This window comes from Alsobacter ponti (assembly GCF_024294805.1).
GTDB classification, from domain to species: domain Bacteria; phylum Pseudomonadota; class Alphaproteobacteria; order Rhizobiales; family Beijerinckiaceae; genus Alsobacter; species Alsobacter ponti.
Window position 1 is genome coordinate 22,024 of the sequence record NZ_JANCLU010000007.1, and the last position, 17,464, is coordinate 39,487.

Consider the following 17,464-nt stretch of genomic DNA (forward strand, 5'->3'; position numbering starts at 1 on the left):
ATGAACGCCGTCACACCTTCCAACCCGCGCGCGCCCCTGTCGGACGAGGCGCTGCGCCAGCTGTTCCTCGACGCCCGCACGCACAATGCGTGGCTCGACCGCGACGTCCCGGACGAGCTGCTGCATCGCCTCGCCGACCTGATGAAGCTCGGCCCAACGGCCGCCAATTCCTGCCCGGCGCGCATCGTGTTCGTGCGCTCGCCGGAGGCCAAGGCCAAGCTCGGCCCGCTGATGAGCGAGGGCAACCGCGCCAAGACGCTGGCCGCGCCGGTCAACGCCATCGTCGGCTACGATTTGCGCTTCTACGAGAAGATGGGCGAGCTTTTCCCGCACAACCCGGGCGCGCGCGGCTGGTTCGAGGGCAAGCCCGCCGCGATCGAGGAGAACGGCCTGCGCAACTCGTCGCTGCAGGGCGCGTACATGATCCTGGCGGCCCGCGCGCTGGGGCTCGACTGCGGCCCGATGGGCGGCTTCGACCGCGCCGGCATCGACGCGGCCTTCTTCCCGTCGGGAACAATCCGGTCGAATTTCGTGTGCAATCTCGGCTATGGTGACCCGGCCGGCCTGCGTCCCCGCCTGCCGCGCCTCGATTTCGAGGATTTCTGCAGCATCGTGTGAGGCGGGTCCTCCCGCCGGGAGACCCCGAGTGCGCCTGCTCGCCATCGACACCGCGCTGGAAGCGTGCTCCGCCTGCGTCGTCGAGGCGCGGGAGGGCCACGCCGTCGAGGTGCTGGCGCAGGAAAGCCTGCCGATGACGCGCGGCCACGCCGAGGCGCTTGTGCCGCTGCTCGACCGGGTGGTGGGCGCGACGGAGGGCGGGTTCGAGCGGCTTGGCCGCGTCGCCGTCACCGTCGGGCCGGGCAGCTTCACCGGATTGCGGGTCGGCATCGCGTCGGCCCGCGCCGTCTCGCTGGCCCGCGACATCCCGGCGGTGGGCGTCACCACGCTCGCCGCCTTCGCCGCCCCGGCGATCGCCCGGGGAGGAAGCTCCATCGTGGCGGTGGCCATCGACGCGCGCCACGGCTCCATCTACTTCCAGGCGTTCACGGCGGAAGGGCGCACGATCGCCTCGCCGCGCATCGTCGGCCTTCGCGACGCCGCGCGGCAGCTCGGCTCCGGCCCCGTGCGCGTCATCGGCGGCGGCGCGGAGCTGCTGGCCGCCGAGGCGCGCGCCCTCGGCCTCGACGCGCAGGTCGAGGACGCCACGCCCGCGCCCGACATCGTCTGGGTGGCGCGCCTCGGCGTCTCGGCCTCGCCCGAGCAGGCGCTTCCCAAGCCGTTCTACCTGCGGCCGCCCGACGCCAAGCCGCAGGACCACGTCCACATTCCGCGCCGAGCCTCCTGACCACCCTCACCAGCCCCGAGCCCGACCGAGCCCGAAGATGTGGCCCCGCCTGTTTCCCTCCCGGCCCCCTTCGGTGCGCCCGCTGGGCGGCGGCGACGCGTCCCGCGTGGCGGCCATCCACGCCCAAGGGTTCGCGCACGCCTGGAGCGCGGCCGAGCTCGAGGCCATGCTCCTCGACCCCGCCGTGGTGGCGCAGGGCATCGGCGCCGGCCAGGCGCTGGACGGCTTCGTGCTGTCGCGCCGCGCCGCCGACGAAGCGGAGATCCTGACCGTCGCCGTGACAAAGAGCGCACGGGGGCGCGGGCTGGCGGGCGAGCTGCTGCGCCACCATCTCGGCCGGCTCGCCACGCTGGGCGTGCGCGCCCTGTTCCTCGAGGTCGACGAGGGCAACGCCCCGGCGCGCCGCCTCTACGACCGGCTCGGCTTCGCCGAGGTCGGTCGCCGCGCCGCCTATTACCGCAAACCGGACGGCGGCGCGGCGACCGCCCTGGTGCTGCGCCGGGACGTGCCGTGACAATGGGCCGACCGTGATGGCCCGGCTGCGGATCGCCCTGTTCCTGCTGGCGCTGGTTCCCGCCACGCTGGCCCTGCTGCCGCTCCAGGCGCTTGCCGTGCGCTTCGGCTGGCGGATCGGCCAGCGCATCCCGATGCTGTTCCACCGCCTCGTCTGCCGTCTGCTCGGCGTGCGCATCGCGCAACACGGCGAGCCATCGCCGGACCGGCCGCTGCTGATCGTCGCCAACCACCTGAGCTGGCTCGACATTTCCGTCATCAGCACGCTCGCGCCGCTGTCCTTCGTGGCGAAGTCGGAGGTGGCGAGCTGGCCGCTGTTCGGGCTGTTCGCCAGGCTGCAGCGCTCGGTGTTCATCGACCGCACGCGGCGCAAGGGTGCGGCCGAGGCCAATCGCGAGATCGCCGAGCGCCTCGCCGGCGGCGACGCCATCGTGCTGTTCGCCGAGGGCACCACCAGCGACGGCAACCGCGTGCTCGCATTCCGCTCGGCCGTGGTCGGCGCGGCCCGCGACGCCATCTCGGAGGCCGGCCACACCGGTCACGTCATCGTGCAGCCTCTGACGGTCGCGTATCCGAGGCGCGGCGGCCTACCGGTGTCGCGCTGCCAGCGGCCGTCCATCGCCTGGCACGGCGACATGGAGCTGCTGCCGCATCTGGCGGCGATGATCGCCGGGCCGCCGCTCGACGCCGTGGTCGCCTGGGGCCGGCCGATCGCCTTCGACGCCGGCTCCGACCGCAAGAGCGTGACGCGCCGCGTCGAACACGAGGTGCGCGCCACCTATGCGCGCATTGCGACCGGCCGCGAACCGCAGGTCTGAGCCCGGCCCCGCCGTGCTTTCCTGTTCTCTTGCGGCCCGGAAGCGTCTAAACAGCGGGGCGGGAACAGGGCCGGCGCGCGCGGCGCGCGGCGATTCGACAGGGCGCGACGCGCCGAGTGGACCATGAGCGGCGAACGCAAGACGGTATTCGTCAAATCCTACGGCTGCCAGATGAACGCCTATGACGCGCAGCGCATGGCCGACGCGCTGGCGCCCGCAGGCTATGACGAAGCCGCCGCGATGGAAGACGCCGACCTGGTGGTGCTCAACACCTGCCATATCCGCGAGAAGGCCGCCGAGAAGGTCTACTCGGAGCTGGGCCGCGTGCGCGAGCTGCGCAAGGAGCGCGCGCTTCGGGGCCTCGATACCGGCATCGTGGTGGCCGGCTGCGTGGCGCAGGCCGAGGGCGCGGAGATCCTGCGCCGGGCGCGCGGCGTCGATCTCGTGGTCGGCCCGCAGAGCTATCACCGCCTGCCCGAACTGCTCGAGCAGGCGCGAAGCCGGCCGGGCGTGGTCGACACCGACTTCCCAGCCGAGAGCAAGTTCGACGCGCTGCCCGCCGCCAGCCGCGATCGCACCCGGGCCCGTGGCGTCAGCGCCTTCGTGACGGTGCAGGAAGGCTGCGACAAGTTCTGCACCTTCTGCGTTGTGCCCTACACGCGAGGCGCGGAGACCTCGCGGCCGGCTTCCGCCATCCTCGCCGAAGTGCGCCGGCTGGCCGAAGCCGGGGTGCGCGAGGTGACGCTGCTGGGACAGAACGTCAATGCCTACCACGGCGAGGGAACCGACGGCGGCGACTGGTCGCTCGCCCGGCTGATTCGCGCGGTCGCCGCGACGCCCGGCATCGCGCGCGTCCGCTACACGACCAGCCACCCGCTGGACATGGCCGGGCCGAACGGCGACTGGGAGCTCGTGGCCGCCCATCGCGACGTTCCGGAGCTGATGCCGTTCCTGCACCTGCCGGTCCAGTCGGGGTCCGACCGCATCCTGGCCGCCATGAACCGCCGGCACACGCGCGACGATTACCGCCGGATCGTGGAGCGGGTGCGCGAGGCGCGGCCCGACGTCGCGCTCTCGTCGGACTTCATCGTCGGCTTCCCGGGCGAGAGCGACGGCGATTTCGACGACACGATGCGGCTGGTCGAGGAAATCGGCTTCGCCTCCGCCTACTCCTTCAAGTACAGCGAGCGGCCGGGCACCCCGGCGGCGGAGATGGACGCCAAAATCCCGGAAGCGGTGAAGACCGAGCGCCTGGCCGCCTTGCAGGCGCTGATCGAGCGCCAGTTCCAAGACTTCAACGCGGCGACGGTGGGGCGCACGGTGGACGTGCTCGTGGAAAAGCCGGGCCGCCACCCCGGGCAGGTCTCGGGCAAGTCGCCCTGGCTGCAGGCGGTGGCGCTGGAGGCCGGCGACGCGCGCTTCGGCGACATCGTCAGCGTCAGGATCACGGGGACAGGCGGGCACAGCCTGCTCGGCGAGCGCGAAGCGGCCTTGCGCGAACGCCGCGCTCTGACAGGATGAGTTGGCAGGTCGCCCGGCCGGGCGGACCGACGAGGGAGAGGCTCCATTGAGACCAGAAGGGCTGAGCCGTTTCACGAGACAGTCATCCCAGCAGGGAGTGGCGGAGCAGGCTGAAATCAAGCTCACCTTCGAGGACAACCGCCTCGCCAGCCTCGTCTTCGGGCAATACGACCAGAACATCGCGCATCTGGAGCGCCGGCTGAACGTGGTCGCCAACGCCAACGGCAACCACGTGATCCTCAAGGGCGCGCCGGAGCGCACGGACCAGGCCCGCAAGGTGCTGGAAAAGCTTTATCTGCGCGTCCAGGCTAACGAGACGCTGACGCCCGGCGACGTCGACGGGGTGATCCAGGAGACGGCCATGCAGGGAACCCTGTTCCCGGTCGCCGAGGGAGGCGGGGCCTCGTCCTCGTTTCAGGAAATCGGCACGCGCAAGAAGCGCGTGCGCGCCCGCAACGCCGCCCAGCACGCCTATCTCGGCCTGCTCAAGAGCCGGGAGCTGGTGTTCGCCGAGGGACCGGCCGGCACCGGCAAGACCTGGCTGGCGGTCGGCCACGCCGTTCAGCTGCTGGAGCAGGGCGCGGTGGAGCGGCTTGTGCTGTCGCGCCCGGCCGTCGAGGCGGGCGAACGGCTCGGCTTCCTGCCCGGCGACATGAAGGAGAAGGTCGATCCCTATCTGCGGCCGATCTACGACGCGCTGTACGACTTCATGGAGGCGCGGCACGTCGAGCGCGGGCTGCAGACCGGGATGATCGAGATCGCGCCGCTCGCCTTCATGCGCGGGCGCACGCTGACCAACGCCGTCGTGCTGCTCGACGAGGCGCAGAACACCACGACCATGCAGATGAAGATGTTCCTCACCCGTCTCGGCGAGGGCTCGCGCATGATCGTGACGGGCGACCCGACGCAGATCGACCTGCCGCCGGGCCAGAAATCCGGGCTCATCGAGGCGGTGCGCATCCTCGACGGGGTGGAGGGAATCGGCCGCGTCACCTTCGCCGACGCCGACGTGGTGCGCCACGACCTGGTGCGCCGCATCGTCACCGCCTACGAGGACGATTTGCGCGCCAGCCTCGAACCGAGGACGTGAGGGCGACGTGACACGCAGGAGCGCGGCCGCGCCCGCCATTCCGGTCCCCGACGTCGAGGCCGAAAGCCCGCTCTGGGACCGCCTGCCCGACGCCGAATCGCTCGCCGCCCGCGCGCTGGAGGCGGCGACGCGCACCGCGGGCGCGCGGCTGGCGGCGGGGGCCCAGGTCTCCGTGATGCTGACCGATGACGCCCGCATGCGCGAGATCAACCGGCAATGGCGGGGCCAGGACAAGCCGACCAACGTGCTCTCCTTCCCGGCCGTCCAGCCGGGCGCGCTGACATCCGCGCCCTTTCTCGGCGACATCGCCATCGCCTTCGAGACCGTCGCCCGGGAGGCGGAAGAGGAAGGCAAGTCGCTCGCCGACCACTACACCCACCTCGTCGTCCACGGCTTCCTGCACCTGCTCGGCCACGACCACGAGACGGAAGCCGAAGCCGAGGCGATGGAGGAGCTGGAGCGCCGCGCGCTCGCGTCGCTCGGCATCGCCGACCCCTACGCGGAGGAGACCGGCTCCGGACGGCTTGCGTCCTGAACCTCGAATTCCGATGATTGCAACATGAAGCCGGCGCAGGCTCGCCATCGCGCCCGGCAGGATCAACCACCCGCAATGAGTTCCGACGACTCCAGTACGTCCAGGCCCGCCCCGAGACCCGCGCCCGATCCGGATCGATCGCGGGAGGCCGCAGGAGACGGTTTCCTTGAAAGGATCCTCGTCAAGCTCGGCCTGAAATCCCCCGCCTCCATCCGCGACGACCTCGAGGACGCACTCTCCGAGAACGCCACGGCCACGGAGTTCTCGCCCCAGGAGCGGGCGATGCTCCAGAACGTGCTGACGCTGCGCAGCCACCGGGTCGACGACATCATGGTGCCGCGCGCCGACATCGTCGCCGTGCCGATCGAGTCGACGCTGGGCGACCTGCTGCGCGTGTTCCGCACCGCCGGCCATTCGCGCCTGCCGGTGTACGCCGAGACGCTCGACGACCCGCGCGGCATGGTCCACATCCGTGATTTTCTCGATTACCTCGCCAGCCGCGCCGAAACGACCCGCACCGGGCGGCGGCGGCGGCTGCCCCCCGACGCGCCCGACCTCGGCAAGGTCGACCTCTCGATCCCGCTCTCGGCCGCCAAGATCCTGCGGCCCGTGCTGTTCGTGCCGCCGTCCATGCCGGCGCTCGACCTGCTGGTGAAGATGCAGAGCCTGCGCACTCACATGGCGCTGGTGATCGACGAATATGGCGGCACGGACGGCATCGTCTCGATCGAGGACATTGTCGAGATTGTCGTCGGCGACATCGAGGACGAGCACGACCTCGACGAGGCCCCCTCGGTGGCCAAGGCCGCCGACGGCACCTGGCTCGCCGACGCGCGCGCCGGCCTGGAGGAGGCGTCCGAGGCCATCGGCGTCGATTTCGAGCACGGCGAATCCGCCGAGGACGTCGACACGCTGGGCGGGCTGATCGCCACGCTCGCGGGCCGCGTGCCGGTGCGCGGCGAGATCATCGCCCACCAGAGCGGGTGGGAGTTCGAGGTGCTGGACGCCGACCCGCGCAAGATCAAGCGGTTGCGCATCCACCCGCCCGCCGTGCCCGCCCCGCTGCCGGCGGGTCCGCGCGGCAATGGCGGCGAGGCCGGGCGGACCGCCAAGGGCGAGGCGAAGGCCGACGACAAGGGCGCTGCCGCTCCGGCCTCCGCCGACGAGGCGCGGCCCGCCGCAGCTTCGACGTCCTCTTCGGCCGACGGTGACACCGGCCGTGACGGCTGACCCGGCGCGATGACGACCCTGGCGCGGCGCGTGACGCTGGCCTGGGGCTGGCGACGGCTGGCGCTCGCCTTCGCGGCCGGCGCGGCGGGGGCGCTGGCCATGGCCCCGCTGGACCTGCTGCCGGCGCTCGCCGTGTCGCTGACCGTGGCCGTGTGGCTGCTGGACGGCGCGGTGGCGGGGTCGGGCGGGCGCTCCCCGCGCACGCTGGGCGTCGCTGCCTTGATCGGCTGGGCGTTCGGCTTCGGCTATTTCACCGCCGGCCTGTGGTGGCTCGGTTCGGCGTTCCTCGTCGAGCCGGACCAGTTCGCGCTGCTGATGCCGCTGGGCGTGCTGGGCCTGCCCGCCGGTCTCGGCCTGTTCACCGCGCTGGGTTTCGCCCTGGCGCGCCTGATGTGGACGCGCGGCGCGGTCCGCGTGCTGGCTCTCGCCGCCGGGCTCGGCGTCTCGGAATGGCTGCGCGGCAACGTGCTGACCGGCTTCCCGTGGAACGCCTACGGCATGGCGCTCGGCGACCATCTCTGGCTCGCGCAGGCGGCCAGCCTCGTCGGGCTGAACGGATTGACGCTGGCGGCGGTGGCGATCTGCGCCGCGCCGGCCACCATCGCCACCGGTGACACGCGCCGCGCCCGCTGGCAGGCCCCCGCGCTCGCCGCGCTGGCGCTCGCCGCGCTCGCCGCGTTCGGGGCGGCGCGCCTTGCTTCCGGGCCGCCGCCGGACGTGGCGGGGGTGCGGCTGCGCATCATGCAGCCCAACATTCCCCAGGACGACAAGTTCAGGCCGGAGAACGCCGCCGCGATCATGCGCCATTATTTGCGGCTCAGCGGCCAGCCCGGCCTGGAGCGCGCGACGCACCTGATCTGGCCCGAATCCTCGTTCCCGTTCCTGCTGGCCCGCGAACCGGCGGCGCTGGCGCAGATCGCCGCGCTGCTGGACCATCGCGTCGTGCTGGTGACCGGCGCCGTGCGCGCCAGCGATCCGCTGCCCGGCGAGTCGGGCCGCCGTTTCTACAACGCCATCCAGGTGGTCGGACCCGACGGCACGGTGCTCGACAGCGCCGACAAGGTCCACCTCGTGCCGTTCGGCGAGTATCTGCCGTTCTCCGACGCGCTGACCGCGCTCGGTCTGCGTCAGTTCGTCAACGCGCCCGGCGGGTTCGAGGCCGGGACGCACCGGCGGCTGCTGCGCGCGCCGGGCCTCCCGCCGGTAGCTCCGCTGGTCTGCTACGAGGCGATCTTCCCCGGCGAGGTGCGGCCCGACGCCCCCGTCGGCGTGATGCTGAACGTCACCAACGACGCCTGGTTCGGGCTCACTCCCGGGCCTCACCAGCACTTCGCGCAGGCGCGTCTTCGCGCCATCGAGGAAGGCCTGCCGCTGGTGCGCGCCGCCAATTCGGGCATTTCGGCGGTGGTCGATCCGTATGGGCGGGTCGTCGCGTCGCTCGGCCTCGGCGAGGAAGGCGTTCTCGACGCCAATCTGCCGAGCGCCATCGACCCGCCGCCGTTCGCGCGCTGGGGCGGGCGCGCATGGATGGCGCTATTATTTGTTTTCATTACAACGGTGCTCAATCGTTTACGCAGGAATTGACTTTTCTTCATCGCTTTGGGAGAGTGCGACGCAACCGGGGGTCGTCTTCCCGGGTGTCCTCTGGCGCCCATTTCAGCCCGTGGATTCTTTTTCGAGACCGTTTTTTTGCCGCGGTGCGCCGCGGACCATTGATTGGGGGACGTCTATGAAAAAAGCGCCGAATCCTGTCGACAAACATGTTGGCAGCCGCGTGCGCATGCGTCGGGTCCTGGTCGGCATGAGCCAGGAACGCCTCGGTGAGGCGCTTGGCCTGACGTTCCAGCAGGTTCAGAAATACGAGAAAGGTACGAACCGGATCGGCGCGAGCCGCCTCCAGCAGATCTCGCGCATCCTGGGCATGCCCGTGGAGTTCTTCTTCGAGGGCGCGCCGGCGACCGGGCCGGAGACGCAGGCGAACGGCTTCCAGGAAGTGGCGGATACCCCCTACGTCGCCGACTTCCTCGCCTCCAACGAGGGCGTGCAGCTCAACCGCGCCTTCCTGCGCATCCGCGACCCGAAGGTCCGCCGTCGTCTCGTCGACCTCGTCAACGCGGTCGCCGGCGAGGACGGGATCGTCCCGATGACGGAATCGACCGGCGATTCGGCCCTGACGAACTGACCGGCGCGTTCTTCATTCCGAACGATTCCCCCAATTTGGCTTGACCTGACGAACAGAGGCTGTCACCTAGCCAATCGCCCACTGTCCCCCGGTACAACCCGGGGGACTTATTAACCTGGAGCGAATGGTCGTGGCCCGGTCAAACTATCTGTTCACCAGCGAGTCGGTTTCGGAAGGTCATCCCGACAAGGTCTGCGACCGCATCTCGGACGAAGTGGTCGACGCGTTTTTCCGCGCCGCGGAAGCCGAGGGCTGGCAGGCCAAGGACGTCCGCGTCGCCTGCGAAACGCTGGCGACGACCAACCGCGTCGTCATCGCGGGTGAGACCCGCGGCCCCGCCACGCTGACGCGCGATCTCCTTTCCCACGCCGCCCGGCTCGCCATCCGCGACATCGGCTACGAGCAGGAGGGCTTCCACTGGGAGACCGCCCGCATCGAGGTGCTGCTGCACGCCCAGTCCGCCGATATCGCGCAGGGCGTCGACGAGGCGGGCAACAAGGACGAAGGCGCGGGCGATCAGGGCATCATGTTCGGCTATGCCTGCCGCGAGACGCCGGAGCTGATGCCGGCGCCGCTCTACTACGCCCACGGCATCCTGAAGCGCCTCTCCACGGCCCGCCGCACCGGCGAGACGCACGTGCTCGGCCCGGACGCCAAGAGCCAGGTGACGGTGCGCTACGAGAACGGCAAGCCGGTCGGCGTGACGCAGATCGTGCTGTCCACCCAGCACACCGACAACGACCTGACGTCGCATGACGTGCGCGCCATCGTCGAGCCCTATATCCGCCAGTCGCTGCCCGAGGGCTGGATCGACGCCTCCACCGTGTGGCACGTCAACCCGACCGGCAAGTTCGTCATCGGCGGCCCCGACGGCGATTGCGGCCTCACCGGGCGCAAGATCATCGTCGACACCTATGGCGGCGCGGCCCCGCACGGCGGCGGCGCGTTTTCGGGCAAGGACCCGACCAAGGTGGACCGTTCCGCCGCCTACGCCGCCCGCTACCTCGCCAAGAACGTCGTCGCCGCGGGCCTCGCCGAGCGCTGCACGATCCAGCTGTCCTACGCCATCGGCGTCGCGCGCCCGCTGTCGATCTACGCCGACCTGCACGGGACCGGCCAGGTCGACGAGGGCAAGCTCGAGACGGTGCTGATGCAGGCGATGGACCTGACGCCGCGCGGCATCCGGGAGCATCTCGGGCTCAACCGGCCGATCTACGCCCGCACCGCCGCCTACGGCCATTTCGGCCGCGCGCCGGAGGCGGACGGCGGCTTCAGCTGGGAGCGCACCGACCTCGCCGACGCGCTGCGCAAGCAGTTCTGACCCCCGGCGCGCGGCGGCGTCGCGCGGTTCAGCGTCGATGACGAACCGAAATCAGGACGATCCGGCCGGCGACGGCGCGCCCGAGGCGGGCGTCGCCGCGCGCGGCGCGTTCTTCGGCCGGCGCAAGGGCAAGAAGCTGCGGGCCGGGCAGGCGAGCCTGTTCGAGACGCTGCTGCCGCGCTTGCGCGTCGACCCGGCGCGCGACCTCGCGCGACCGGCTGCGTTGTTTCCCCGTGAGGTCTCCGAAATCTGGCTGGAGATCGGCTTCGGCGGCGGCGAGCACCTGCTCGCCCGCGCCCGGGCGAACCCCTCCGTGGGGATCATCGGCTGCGAGCCCTTCGTCAACGGCATGGCGAAGATGCTCGCGGCCATCGACGCCGAGGGGCTGGACAACGTCCGGCTCTACGACGCCGACGCCACGGCGGTGGTGGAGGCGCTGCCCGAGGCCTCCCTCGATCGCATCTACCTGCTCTATCCGGACCCCTGGCCGAAGCGCCGGCACAACAAGCGACGCTTCGTCTCCGACGCCATGCTGGCCCGGTTCGCGCGAATCCTGCGGCCGGGCGGGACGTTCTGCTTCGCCAGCGACATCGACCATTATGTCGGGTGGACCCTGGCGCGCGTGCTGCGCTCGCCGGATTTCAGCTGGACGGCCCGCCGGCCCGACGATTGGCGAAAGCCGTTCCCCGGCTGGCCGGGCACGCGCTACGAGGCGAAGGCCGTTCGCGAGGGCCGCACGCCGAGCTACCTGGAATTCCGCCGCGAAGCGTCGCGCTGAGCCCGACGCCCCGGATCAGTGGAACAGCCGCGCGGCGATGACGACCAGCGCCGCCGCGCCGATCCACAGGGCGACATGTCCCCAGCGCGCCCGCCTCGCCTCGGCCCTGCCGATGCCCGCGAGGCTCTCGGGCGCGAGCGGAAACCCGCGCCGCGTCGCGATTTCGAGGCTTTCGACGAGGCGGTCGGCGCGACCGACCAGGCGCGGAAGGTCGCCGAACAGGCCGGCCAGCGAAGCGGCGCCGCGGCCGACATCCTCCAGTTTTCCAACCGGACCGAGATTGCGCTCGATCCAGGCGCGCACGACGGGCTCGGACGTCGTCCACATGTCGAGCCGGGGGTCGAGATTGCGGGCGACGCCCTCGACCACGACCATGGTCTTCTGCAGCATGACGAGCTCGGTGCGCGTCGCCATGTCGAACAGGCCCGTCACCTCGAAGAGCAGCGTCAGCAGCTTCGCCATCGAGATCTGGTCGGCGGTGCGGTTGTGGATCGGCTCGCCGATGGCGCGGATGGCCTGCGCGAAATCCGCCACCGAATGGTGCGACGGCACGTAGCCCGCCTCGAAATGCACTTCGGCGACGCGGCGATAGTCGCGCGTGATGAAGCCGAGCAGGATTTCGGCCAGGAAGCGCCGCTCCTTGGGGCCGAGCCGGCCCATAATGCCGAAATCTACCGCGCAGATGCGCCCGGACGCGTCCACGAACAGATTGCCGGGGTGCATGTCGGCGTGGAAGAAGCCGTCGCGCAGCGCGTGGCGTAGGAAGGACTGGATGAGCACGCGCCCGAGCGCGACCCTGTCGTGGCCCGCCGCCTCGATCGCCGCGATGTTGTTGAGCGGAATGCCGTCGATCCACTCCAGCGTCAGCACGTCGCGCGCGGTGCGCTCCCAGTCGACCGCGGGCACCCGGAATTCTCCATCGTCGCGGGTGTTCTCGGCCATCTCGGACAGAGCGGCCGCCTCCAGCCGCAGGTCCATCTCCATCGTGACGGAGCGCGCCAGCGTCTCGACCACCCCGACCGGGCGCAAACGTCGCAGGTCGGGCTGCAGCGTCTCCGCCGTCCGGGCGGCGTAGGCCATCGCCGCGAGGTCGCGGCGGAAGCGGGCGCGCACGCCTGGCCGCAGCACCTTCACCGCGACCACGCGGTCACCCTCCGGCGTCGAAACCGTCCCCTTGTGCACCTGCGCGATGGAGGCGGCGGCCAGCGGTTCGGAAAATTCCGCGAACACGGCGCCGATCGGGGCCCCGAACGACGCCTCGACGGCGTTGACCGCCTCGGCGCGCGGGAACGGCGGCATCCGGTCCTGCAACGCCTCGAGGTCGCGCGCCACGCGCACGCCGACGACGTCCGGCCTTGTCGCGAGGAACTGCCCGAACTTGACGTAGGACGGACCCAGGCGCGTCAGCGCGGCGGCGAGGCGCTGCGCCCCGTCGCCCGCGCCGCGCCGCTCGATGCGGCGCGCGAGCCACAGGCCCATGCGCGCGGAGGGCGGAAGCTCGCTCGGATCGACGAGCGCGAACGCGCCCTCGCGCGCGAGCACGAACCCGACATGGCCCAGGCGGGCCCAATGAAATAGGGCGTTCAGCACGAAAATGGGCTCACAGCTTCCAGCCGGAATGCAGGCGGACGATGCCGCCGGTCATGGGCCGGTGCGTCACGCGCCCGAAGCCGGCCGCCCGGATCATTCCGGCGAACGCCTCGGGGCGGGGGAACTTGCGGATCGATTCAACCAGGTAGCGATAGGGCTCGGCGTCGCCCGCCACCAGCTTGCCGAGCGCCGGAACGGCGTTGAACGAATAGGCGTCGTAGATCCTGTCGAACCCCGGCACGTCCACCTGCGAGAACTCCAGGCAGAGGAACCGGCCGCCGCGCTTGAGCACGCGATGGGCCTCGGCCAGCGCCAGCGGAATGCGCGGCACGTTGCGGATGCCGAAAGCGATGGTGTAGGCGTCGAACGTGCGGTCCGGCAGCGGCAGCGTCTCGGCGTTGCCCTGCACGAACTCGACCTGCCCGACAAGCCGCACCGGCGTGCGGTCGCGCCCCACGGCCAGCATGTCGCCGTTGATGTCGAGCACGGTCGCGCTGGCGTCCGGCCCGGCCGCCTCCAGCACGCGGAAGGCGATGTCGCCGGTGCCGCCGGCAACGTCGAGCAGGGCGAAGGGCTTGTCGCGCGGCGGGCGCAGCGCCGAGACGAGCGCGTCCTTCCAGGCGCGGTGCAGGCCGGCCGACATCAAATCGTTCATGATGTCGTAGCGGCGGGCCACCTTGTGGAACACGTCGTCGACGAGGGTCTGCTTCTCCTCGAGCCGCACGGTCGAAAAGCCGAAATGCGTCTCGCCGGAACGCTCCGTCCCGGGTCCGCCGCCTTGTCCACCGTCGCGCATCGAACTGTCCCGCTTTACCTACGGGCGCGGACCATAGCGAATGACGCCGCGCTGCGCTATGTGGCGGATGCACAGCGTTCGGAAGGGCCGCATGCCAGAGCTTCCCGAGGTCGAGACGGTCCGGCGCGGCCTCGAGCCCGCCATGGTGGGCGCGCGGATCGAGCGCCTGGAGCAGCGGCGGGCCGACCTGCGCTTTCCGCTTCCCGAACGCTTCGCCGAGCGCGTCGAAGGCCGCACGGTCGAGGCGCTGGGCCGCCGGGCGAAGTACCTGCTGGCCGACCTCTCGGGCGGCGACGTGCTGATCATGCATCTCGGCATGACGGGACGGTTCACCGTGGAATGGCCGGGCCGAGAGGCCGTCACGCCGGGCGAATTCCGCCACGAGGCCGGCGGCGTGGCGGCGCACGACCACGTGGTGTTCCACCTCTCGAACGGCGCGCGGGTGACCTACAACGACGCGCGCCGGTTCGGCTTCATGGCGCTGACGACGCGAGCCGGGCTCTACGCGCACAAGCTGTTCAAGGATCTCGGGATCGAGCCGCTCGGCAACGAGCTCGACGCCGGGTCGCTGGCCCGGCTGTTCCGGGGCAAGGCCGCGCCGCTGAAGGCCGCCCTGCTCGACCAGTCGCTCGTGGCCGGACTCGGCAATATCTATGTGTGCGAGGCGCTGCACCGGGCCCGCCTGTCGCCGCGCCGGCGGGCCGGCACGCTGGCGCGCGCCGACGGATCGGCCGGCGAGCCGGCGCGACGCCTCGCGCCGGCGATCCGCGACGTGCTGGAGGAGGCCGTCGCGGCCGGCGGATCGACACTGCGCGACTACGCGCACACGGACGGGTCGCTCGGCTATTTCCAGCACCGTTTTCGGGTCTACGGCCGCGAGGGCGAGCCCTGCCCGACGCCGGGCTGCCGGGGCGTCGTGTCGCGCATCGTCCAGTCGGGCCGCTCCACCTTCTTCTGCGGAACTTGCCAGCGATGAGGGTGCGCTGATCCGCGCGGGCGATTGCTCTCGCGCGCGGGAGAGGGTAGCCCTGCACCGGGCGCAACGGGGACACGGACCATGACCGAGGCACAAGGCTACGAGACGATTCTCACCGAGACGCGCGGCAGGGTGGCGCTGATCACGCTCAACCGGCCGCAGGCGCTCAACGCCCTGTGCGCCCAGCTGATGACCGAGCTTAACGACGCGTTGGCCCGCTTCGACGCCGATCCGGCGATCGGTTGCATCGTTCTCACCGGCTCGGAAAAGGCCTTCGCCGCCGGCGCCGACATCAAGGAACTGCAGCCGACGACCTATCCCCAGAGCTACACGGGCGACCTCATCACGCCGTGGGACGGCGTCGCCAACCGCCGCAAGCCGATCATCGCCGCCGTGGCGGGCTTCGCGCTCGGCGGCGGCTGCGAAGTGGCCATGATGTGCGACTTCATCATCGCGGCCGACACCGCCAAATTCGGCCAGCCGGAAATCCGGCTCGGCGTCATGCCTGGCGCGGGCGGCACGCAGCGCCTGACGCGGCTGGTCGGCAAGTCCAAGGCGATGGAGATGTGCCTGACGGGGCGCATGATGGACGCCGCCGAGGCCGAGCGGGCCGGCCTCGTGTCGCGCGTGGTGCCGGCGGCCGAGCTGATCGCCGAGGCGATGAAGGCGGCCGAGACCATCGCCTCGATGTCGCTGCCAATCGTCATGATGACGAAGGAGAGCGTCAACCGCTCCTACGAGACCACGCTGGCCGAAGGCATCCGCTTCGAGCGGCGCGTGTTCCAGGCGATGTTCGCGACCGCCGACCAGAAGGAGGGCATGAGCGCGTTCGTCGACAAGCGCAAGCCCGCCTTCCGGAACGGCTGAGCCCGGTCGCCCAAACGGACGGCCCGGAGCCCCCGCATGGAATTCGGTATCGAGACTGTCGCGGCGCTGGGCCTCGTGGCGCTGGTGGCGGGGTTCTTTGACTCCATCGCCGGCGGCGGCGGGCTGCTCACCGTGCCGGCGCTGCTGCTGGCCGGGTTCGACCCGGTGTCGGCCATCGCCACGAACAAGCTGCAGGGCAGCTTCGGCACCGCTTCGGCGACGTTCTCCTTCGCCCGCGCCGGAAGGATCGCCTGGGCCGAGGCGCTGCCCATGGCAGCCGTCTCCGGAGCCGCCTCCGTGGCGGGCGCGCTGGCGGTGCAGGCGATCCCGGCCGCGGCGCTGGCCGCCATCGTGCCGTTCCTGATGCTCGGCATGGCGCTCTATTTCGGCCTGTCGAAGGGCATGGGCGACGCCGACGCGCGAAGCCGCGTCGGCCCCACGGCCTTCACGCTCACGCTGGCCCCGATTATCGGCTTCTACGACGGCTTCTTCGGCCCCGGCGCCGGCTCATTCTATATGGTGGGGTTCGTGACCCTGCTGGGCTTCGGCCTGCTGCGCGCCACCGCGCACACCAAGGCGCTGAACCTGGCGAGCAATGTCGGCTCGCTGGCGCTCTACGCCGCCTCGGGGCTCATCGTCTGGCCGGTGGGGCTGGTGATGGGCGTCGCGGCGCTGACGGGCGCGCAGATCGGATCGCGCCTGGCGCTGCGCATGGGCGCGCGGCTGATCCGGCCGCTGATCGTGGTGGTGTGCTGCGCCGTGGCGCTCCGCCTCCTGATGGACCCCGCCAACCCGGCGCGCGCCTGGCTCTCAAAAGCGCTGGCCGGGGGCTGACGAGCGTTGACGCTGCATCCCGCCTCCGCTATAAGCCCGCCCCTATGAGCAGCCGGTCGGCTTCGTCCGCACCGGCTCTATCCTTTCAGACGCATGACATGGGCGCGGCTCGTCCGGAGCCGCCTCGCAACGAGGACGACCGATGGCCAATACGACTTCGGCGAAAAAGGCGACCCGCAAGATCGCGCGCCGCACCGCCATCAACCGCAGCCGCCGCTCGGCGATGCGCACCTACGTGAAGAAGGTCGAGGAAGCGATCAAGGCCGGCGACAAGGCCGCCGCCGCCGCCGCGTTCAAGGCGGCCGAGCCCGTCATGATGCGCTCGGCGCAGAAGGGCATCGTCCATCGCAACACGGCGTCGCGCAAGGTTTCGCGGCTGGCCAGCGCCATCAAGGCCCTCCAGGCCTGACGCGCCTCTCACATCTCCGACGGTTACGAAACCCGGCCTCGCGGCCGGGTTTTTTCATTGCGCAAAGCGGTGGCCGGAAGCGCTAAATGCGAGCGTGACGAAGTTGCCGCGCGGCCCGGATTTCCGGCGTGAGCTTCGCCCGGCGAGCAGATTCCCGCTTGACAATCCTTCCCCTCTGGGGCTCGGCCGAGACCCAGCTCGGAGCCTTCCGTCGCGCAGGAAATGACAAGCAAGATCATGAACTTACGGCACAAGACACATTGATGACGTGGATTCCTGAGCCGCCGCCGACGCGCCGTCCGGGGGCTCGAAAATTTTTCTGCCCGGCCCGGCTCGCGCCGCCCGCCGGACGGGGCTTAAGGAATTATGAACTGAGTCAAGGCGTTGGGGTCCGGGTCCGGAAGCAGCTCCGCCGGACCGGCCGGGAATCGGGACCCTCCGCGCCGGCCCGTCTGTTGCGCCGTCCTTGGCCGCTGTGTAAGGTCAAATCACTCCGGGGCGACGCCTTGGGGCTCTCACCAAATGAAACCGGACTACAATAACCCGGCGACAGGGTTCTTTATATTTGCGCTTAAATATAGGGAGGCACTTTCGAACCTGTTTACTTTCAAGCCCGTCACAACGAACGGGCAGCGATCGCCAAAACAAACGCCGCCATT

At 70.7% G+C, this 17,464-nt stretch carries 18 protein-coding genes; 16 read left to right on the forward strand and 2 right to left on the reverse strand.

The window, feature by feature from the left end:
- From NK718_RS08805 to trmB, 12 genes are all read left to right on the forward strand, one after another.
- The gene (locus NK718_RS08805; RefSeq protein WP_254740719.1) at positions 1–618 is read left to right on the forward strand and encodes a malonic semialdehyde reductase; all 618 of its coding nucleotides are present in this window, start codon (positions 1–3) and stop codon (positions 616–618) included.
- A gap of 28 nt (positions 619–646) precedes the next feature.
- Complete coding sequence (gene tsaB / locus NK718_RS08810; RefSeq protein WP_254740720.1) at positions 647–1,345, forward strand: tRNA (adenosine(37)-N6)-threonylcarbamoyltransferase complex dimerization subunit type 1 TsaB; 699 nt, start codon at positions 647–649, stop codon at positions 1,343–1,345.
- Positions 1,346–1,382: 37 nt separating this feature from the next.
- The gene (locus NK718_RS08815) at positions 1,383–1,859 is read left to right on the forward strand and encodes a GNAT family N-acetyltransferase (protein ID WP_254740721.1); all 477 of its coding nucleotides are present in this window, start codon (positions 1,383–1,385) and stop codon (positions 1,857–1,859) included.
- A gap of 16 nt (positions 1,860–1,875) precedes the next feature.
- Positions 1,876–2,676, forward strand: a complete 801-nt coding sequence (olsA, locus tag NK718_RS08820; protein WP_254740722.1) for a lyso-ornithine lipid O-acyltransferase — start codon at positions 1,876–1,878, stop codon at positions 2,674–2,676.
- Positions 2,677–2,799: 123 nt separating this feature from the next.
- Positions 2,800–4,197 carry a tRNA (N6-isopentenyl adenosine(37)-C2)-methylthiotransferase MiaB gene (gene miaB, locus NK718_RS08825; protein WP_254740724.1) on the forward strand — a complete coding sequence of 466 codons (1,398 nt, stop codon included), beginning with the start codon at positions 2,800–2,802 and terminating at the stop codon, positions 4,195–4,197.
- A 46-nt stretch (positions 4,198–4,243) separates the two neighbouring features.
- A complete protein-coding gene (locus NK718_RS08830; protein WP_371877246.1) occupies positions 4,244–5,287 on the forward strand; it encodes a PhoH family protein in 1,044 nt (347 codons plus the stop codon).
- Between the two features lie 7 nt (positions 5,288–5,294).
- Positions 5,295–5,822 carry an rRNA maturation RNase YbeY gene (gene ybeY / locus NK718_RS08835; protein ID WP_254740726.1) on the forward strand — a complete coding sequence of 176 codons (528 nt, stop codon included), beginning with the start codon at positions 5,295–5,297 and terminating at the stop codon, positions 5,820–5,822.
- Positions 5,823–5,897: 75 nt separating this feature from the next.
- A complete protein-coding gene (locus NK718_RS08840; RefSeq protein WP_254740728.1) occupies positions 5,898–7,052 on the forward strand; it encodes a hemolysin family protein in 1,155 nt (384 codons plus the stop codon).
- A gap of 9 nt (positions 7,053–7,061) precedes the next feature.
- Entirely contained in the window at positions 7,062–8,636 is a 1,575-nt protein-coding gene (gene lnt, locus NK718_RS08845; protein ID WP_254740730.1) for an apolipoprotein N-acyltransferase, read from the forward strand.
- A gap of 145 nt (positions 8,637–8,781) precedes the next feature.
- On the forward strand, positions 8,782–9,234 hold the full coding sequence (locus NK718_RS08850; RefSeq protein ID WP_256515513.1) for a helix-turn-helix domain-containing protein: 453 nt from the start codon (positions 8,782–8,784) through the stop codon (positions 9,232–9,234).
- A gap of 130 nt (positions 9,235–9,364) precedes the next feature.
- Positions 9,365–10,555, forward strand: coding sequence for a methionine adenosyltransferase (gene metK, locus NK718_RS08855; protein WP_254740734.1), 1,191 nt, complete (start codon positions 9,365–9,367; stop codon positions 10,553–10,555).
- A gap of 37 nt (positions 10,556–10,592) precedes the next feature.
- A complete protein-coding gene (gene trmB, locus NK718_RS08860; protein ID WP_254740736.1) occupies positions 10,593–11,333 on the forward strand; it encodes a tRNA (guanosine(46)-N7)-methyltransferase TrmB in 741 nt (246 codons plus the stop codon).
- Between the two features lie 15 nt (positions 11,334–11,348).
- On the opposite strand, the gene ubiB is transcribed toward trmB, so the two are convergent.
- Positions 11,349–12,923 (reverse strand): 2-polyprenylphenol 6-hydroxylase, encoded by a 1,575-nt coding sequence (gene ubiB, locus NK718_RS08865; protein WP_254740738.1) that lies wholly within the window; start codon positions 12,921–12,923, stop codon positions 11,349–11,351.
- A 10-nt stretch (positions 12,924–12,933) separates the two neighbouring features.
- Positions 12,934–13,719: a bifunctional demethylmenaquinone methyltransferase/2-methoxy-6-polyprenyl-1,4-benzoquinol methylase UbiE gene (gene ubiE / locus NK718_RS08870; protein WP_254740740.1), complete on the reverse strand. Its 786-nt coding sequence runs from the start codon at positions 13,717–13,719 to the stop codon at positions 12,934–12,936.
- A gap of 91 nt (positions 13,720–13,810) precedes the next feature.
- Between ubiE and mutM the strand changes: the two genes are divergently transcribed.
- The 4 genes from mutM to rpsT all read left to right on the forward strand — a co-directional run bounded on the left by mutM (position 13,811) and on the right by rpsT (position 16,805).
- The gene (mutM, locus tag NK718_RS08875; RefSeq protein ID WP_254740742.1) at positions 13,811–14,695 is read left to right on the forward strand and encodes a bifunctional DNA-formamidopyrimidine glycosylase/DNA-(apurinic or apyrimidinic site) lyase; all 885 of its coding nucleotides are present in this window, start codon (positions 13,811–13,813) and stop codon (positions 14,693–14,695) included.
- 81 nt (positions 14,696–14,776) lie between these two features.
- Complete coding sequence (locus NK718_RS08880; RefSeq protein ID WP_254740744.1) at positions 14,777–15,562, forward strand: enoyl-CoA hydratase; 786 nt, start codon at positions 14,777–14,779, stop codon at positions 15,560–15,562.
- A gap of 36 nt (positions 15,563–15,598) precedes the next feature.
- The gene (locus tag NK718_RS08885; RefSeq protein ID WP_254740746.1) at positions 15,599–16,396 is read left to right on the forward strand and encodes a TSUP family transporter; all 798 of its coding nucleotides are present in this window, start codon (positions 15,599–15,601) and stop codon (positions 16,394–16,396) included.
- A 142-nt stretch (positions 16,397–16,538) separates the two neighbouring features.
- Positions 16,539–16,805: a 30S ribosomal protein S20 gene (gene rpsT, locus NK718_RS08890; protein ID WP_254740748.1), complete on the forward strand. Its 267-nt coding sequence runs from the start codon at positions 16,539–16,541 to the stop codon at positions 16,803–16,805.
- Positions 16,806–17,464: the final 659 nt, after the last annotated feature.

Excerpts from the sequence above, each read along its gene's own strand:
- NK718_RS08805 (WP_254740719.1), top strand. The coding sequence starts at position 1 with ATGAACGCCGTCACACCTTCCAACCCGCGCGCGCCCCTGTCGGACGAG.
- NK718_RS08815 (WP_254740721.1), top strand. The coding sequence starts at position 1,383 with ATGTGGCCCCGCCTGTTTCCCTCCCGGCCCCCTTCGGTGCGCCCGCTG.
- olsA (WP_254740722.1), top strand. The coding sequence starts at position 1,876 with ATGGCCCGGCTGCGGATCGCCCTGTTCCTGCTGGCGCTGGTTCCCGCC.
- miaB (WP_254740724.1), top strand. The coding sequence starts at position 2,800 with ATGAGCGGCGAACGCAAGACGGTATTCGTCAAATCCTACGGCTGCCAG.
- NK718_RS08840 (WP_254740728.1), top strand. The coding sequence starts at position 5,898 with ATGAGTTCCGACGACTCCAGTACGTCCAGGCCCGCCCCGAGACCCGCG.
- lnt (WP_254740730.1), top strand. The coding sequence starts at position 7,062 with ATGACGACCCTGGCGCGGCGCGTGACGCTGGCCTGGGGCTGGCGACGG.
- NK718_RS08850 (WP_256515513.1), top strand. The coding sequence starts at position 8,782 with ATGAAAAAAGCGCCGAATCCTGTCGACAAACATGTTGGCAGCCGCGTG.
- trmB (WP_254740736.1), top strand. The coding sequence starts at position 10,593 with ATGACGAACCGAAATCAGGACGATCCGGCCGGCGACGGCGCGCCCGAG.
- ubiE (WP_254740740.1), bottom strand. The coding sequence starts at position 13,719 with ATGCGCGACGGTGGACAAGGCGGCGGACCCGGGACGGAGCGTTCCGGC.
- mutM (WP_254740742.1), top strand. The coding sequence starts at position 13,811 with ATGCCAGAGCTTCCCGAGGTCGAGACGGTCCGGCGCGGCCTCGAGCCC.
- NK718_RS08880 (WP_254740744.1), top strand. The coding sequence starts at position 14,777 with ATGACCGAGGCACAAGGCTACGAGACGATTCTCACCGAGACGCGCGGC.
- NK718_RS08885 (WP_254740746.1), top strand. The coding sequence starts at position 15,599 with ATGGAATTCGGTATCGAGACTGTCGCGGCGCTGGGCCTCGTGGCGCTG.
- rpsT (WP_254740748.1), top strand. The coding sequence starts at position 16,539 with ATGGCCAATACGACTTCGGCGAAAAAGGCGACCCGCAAGATCGCGCGC.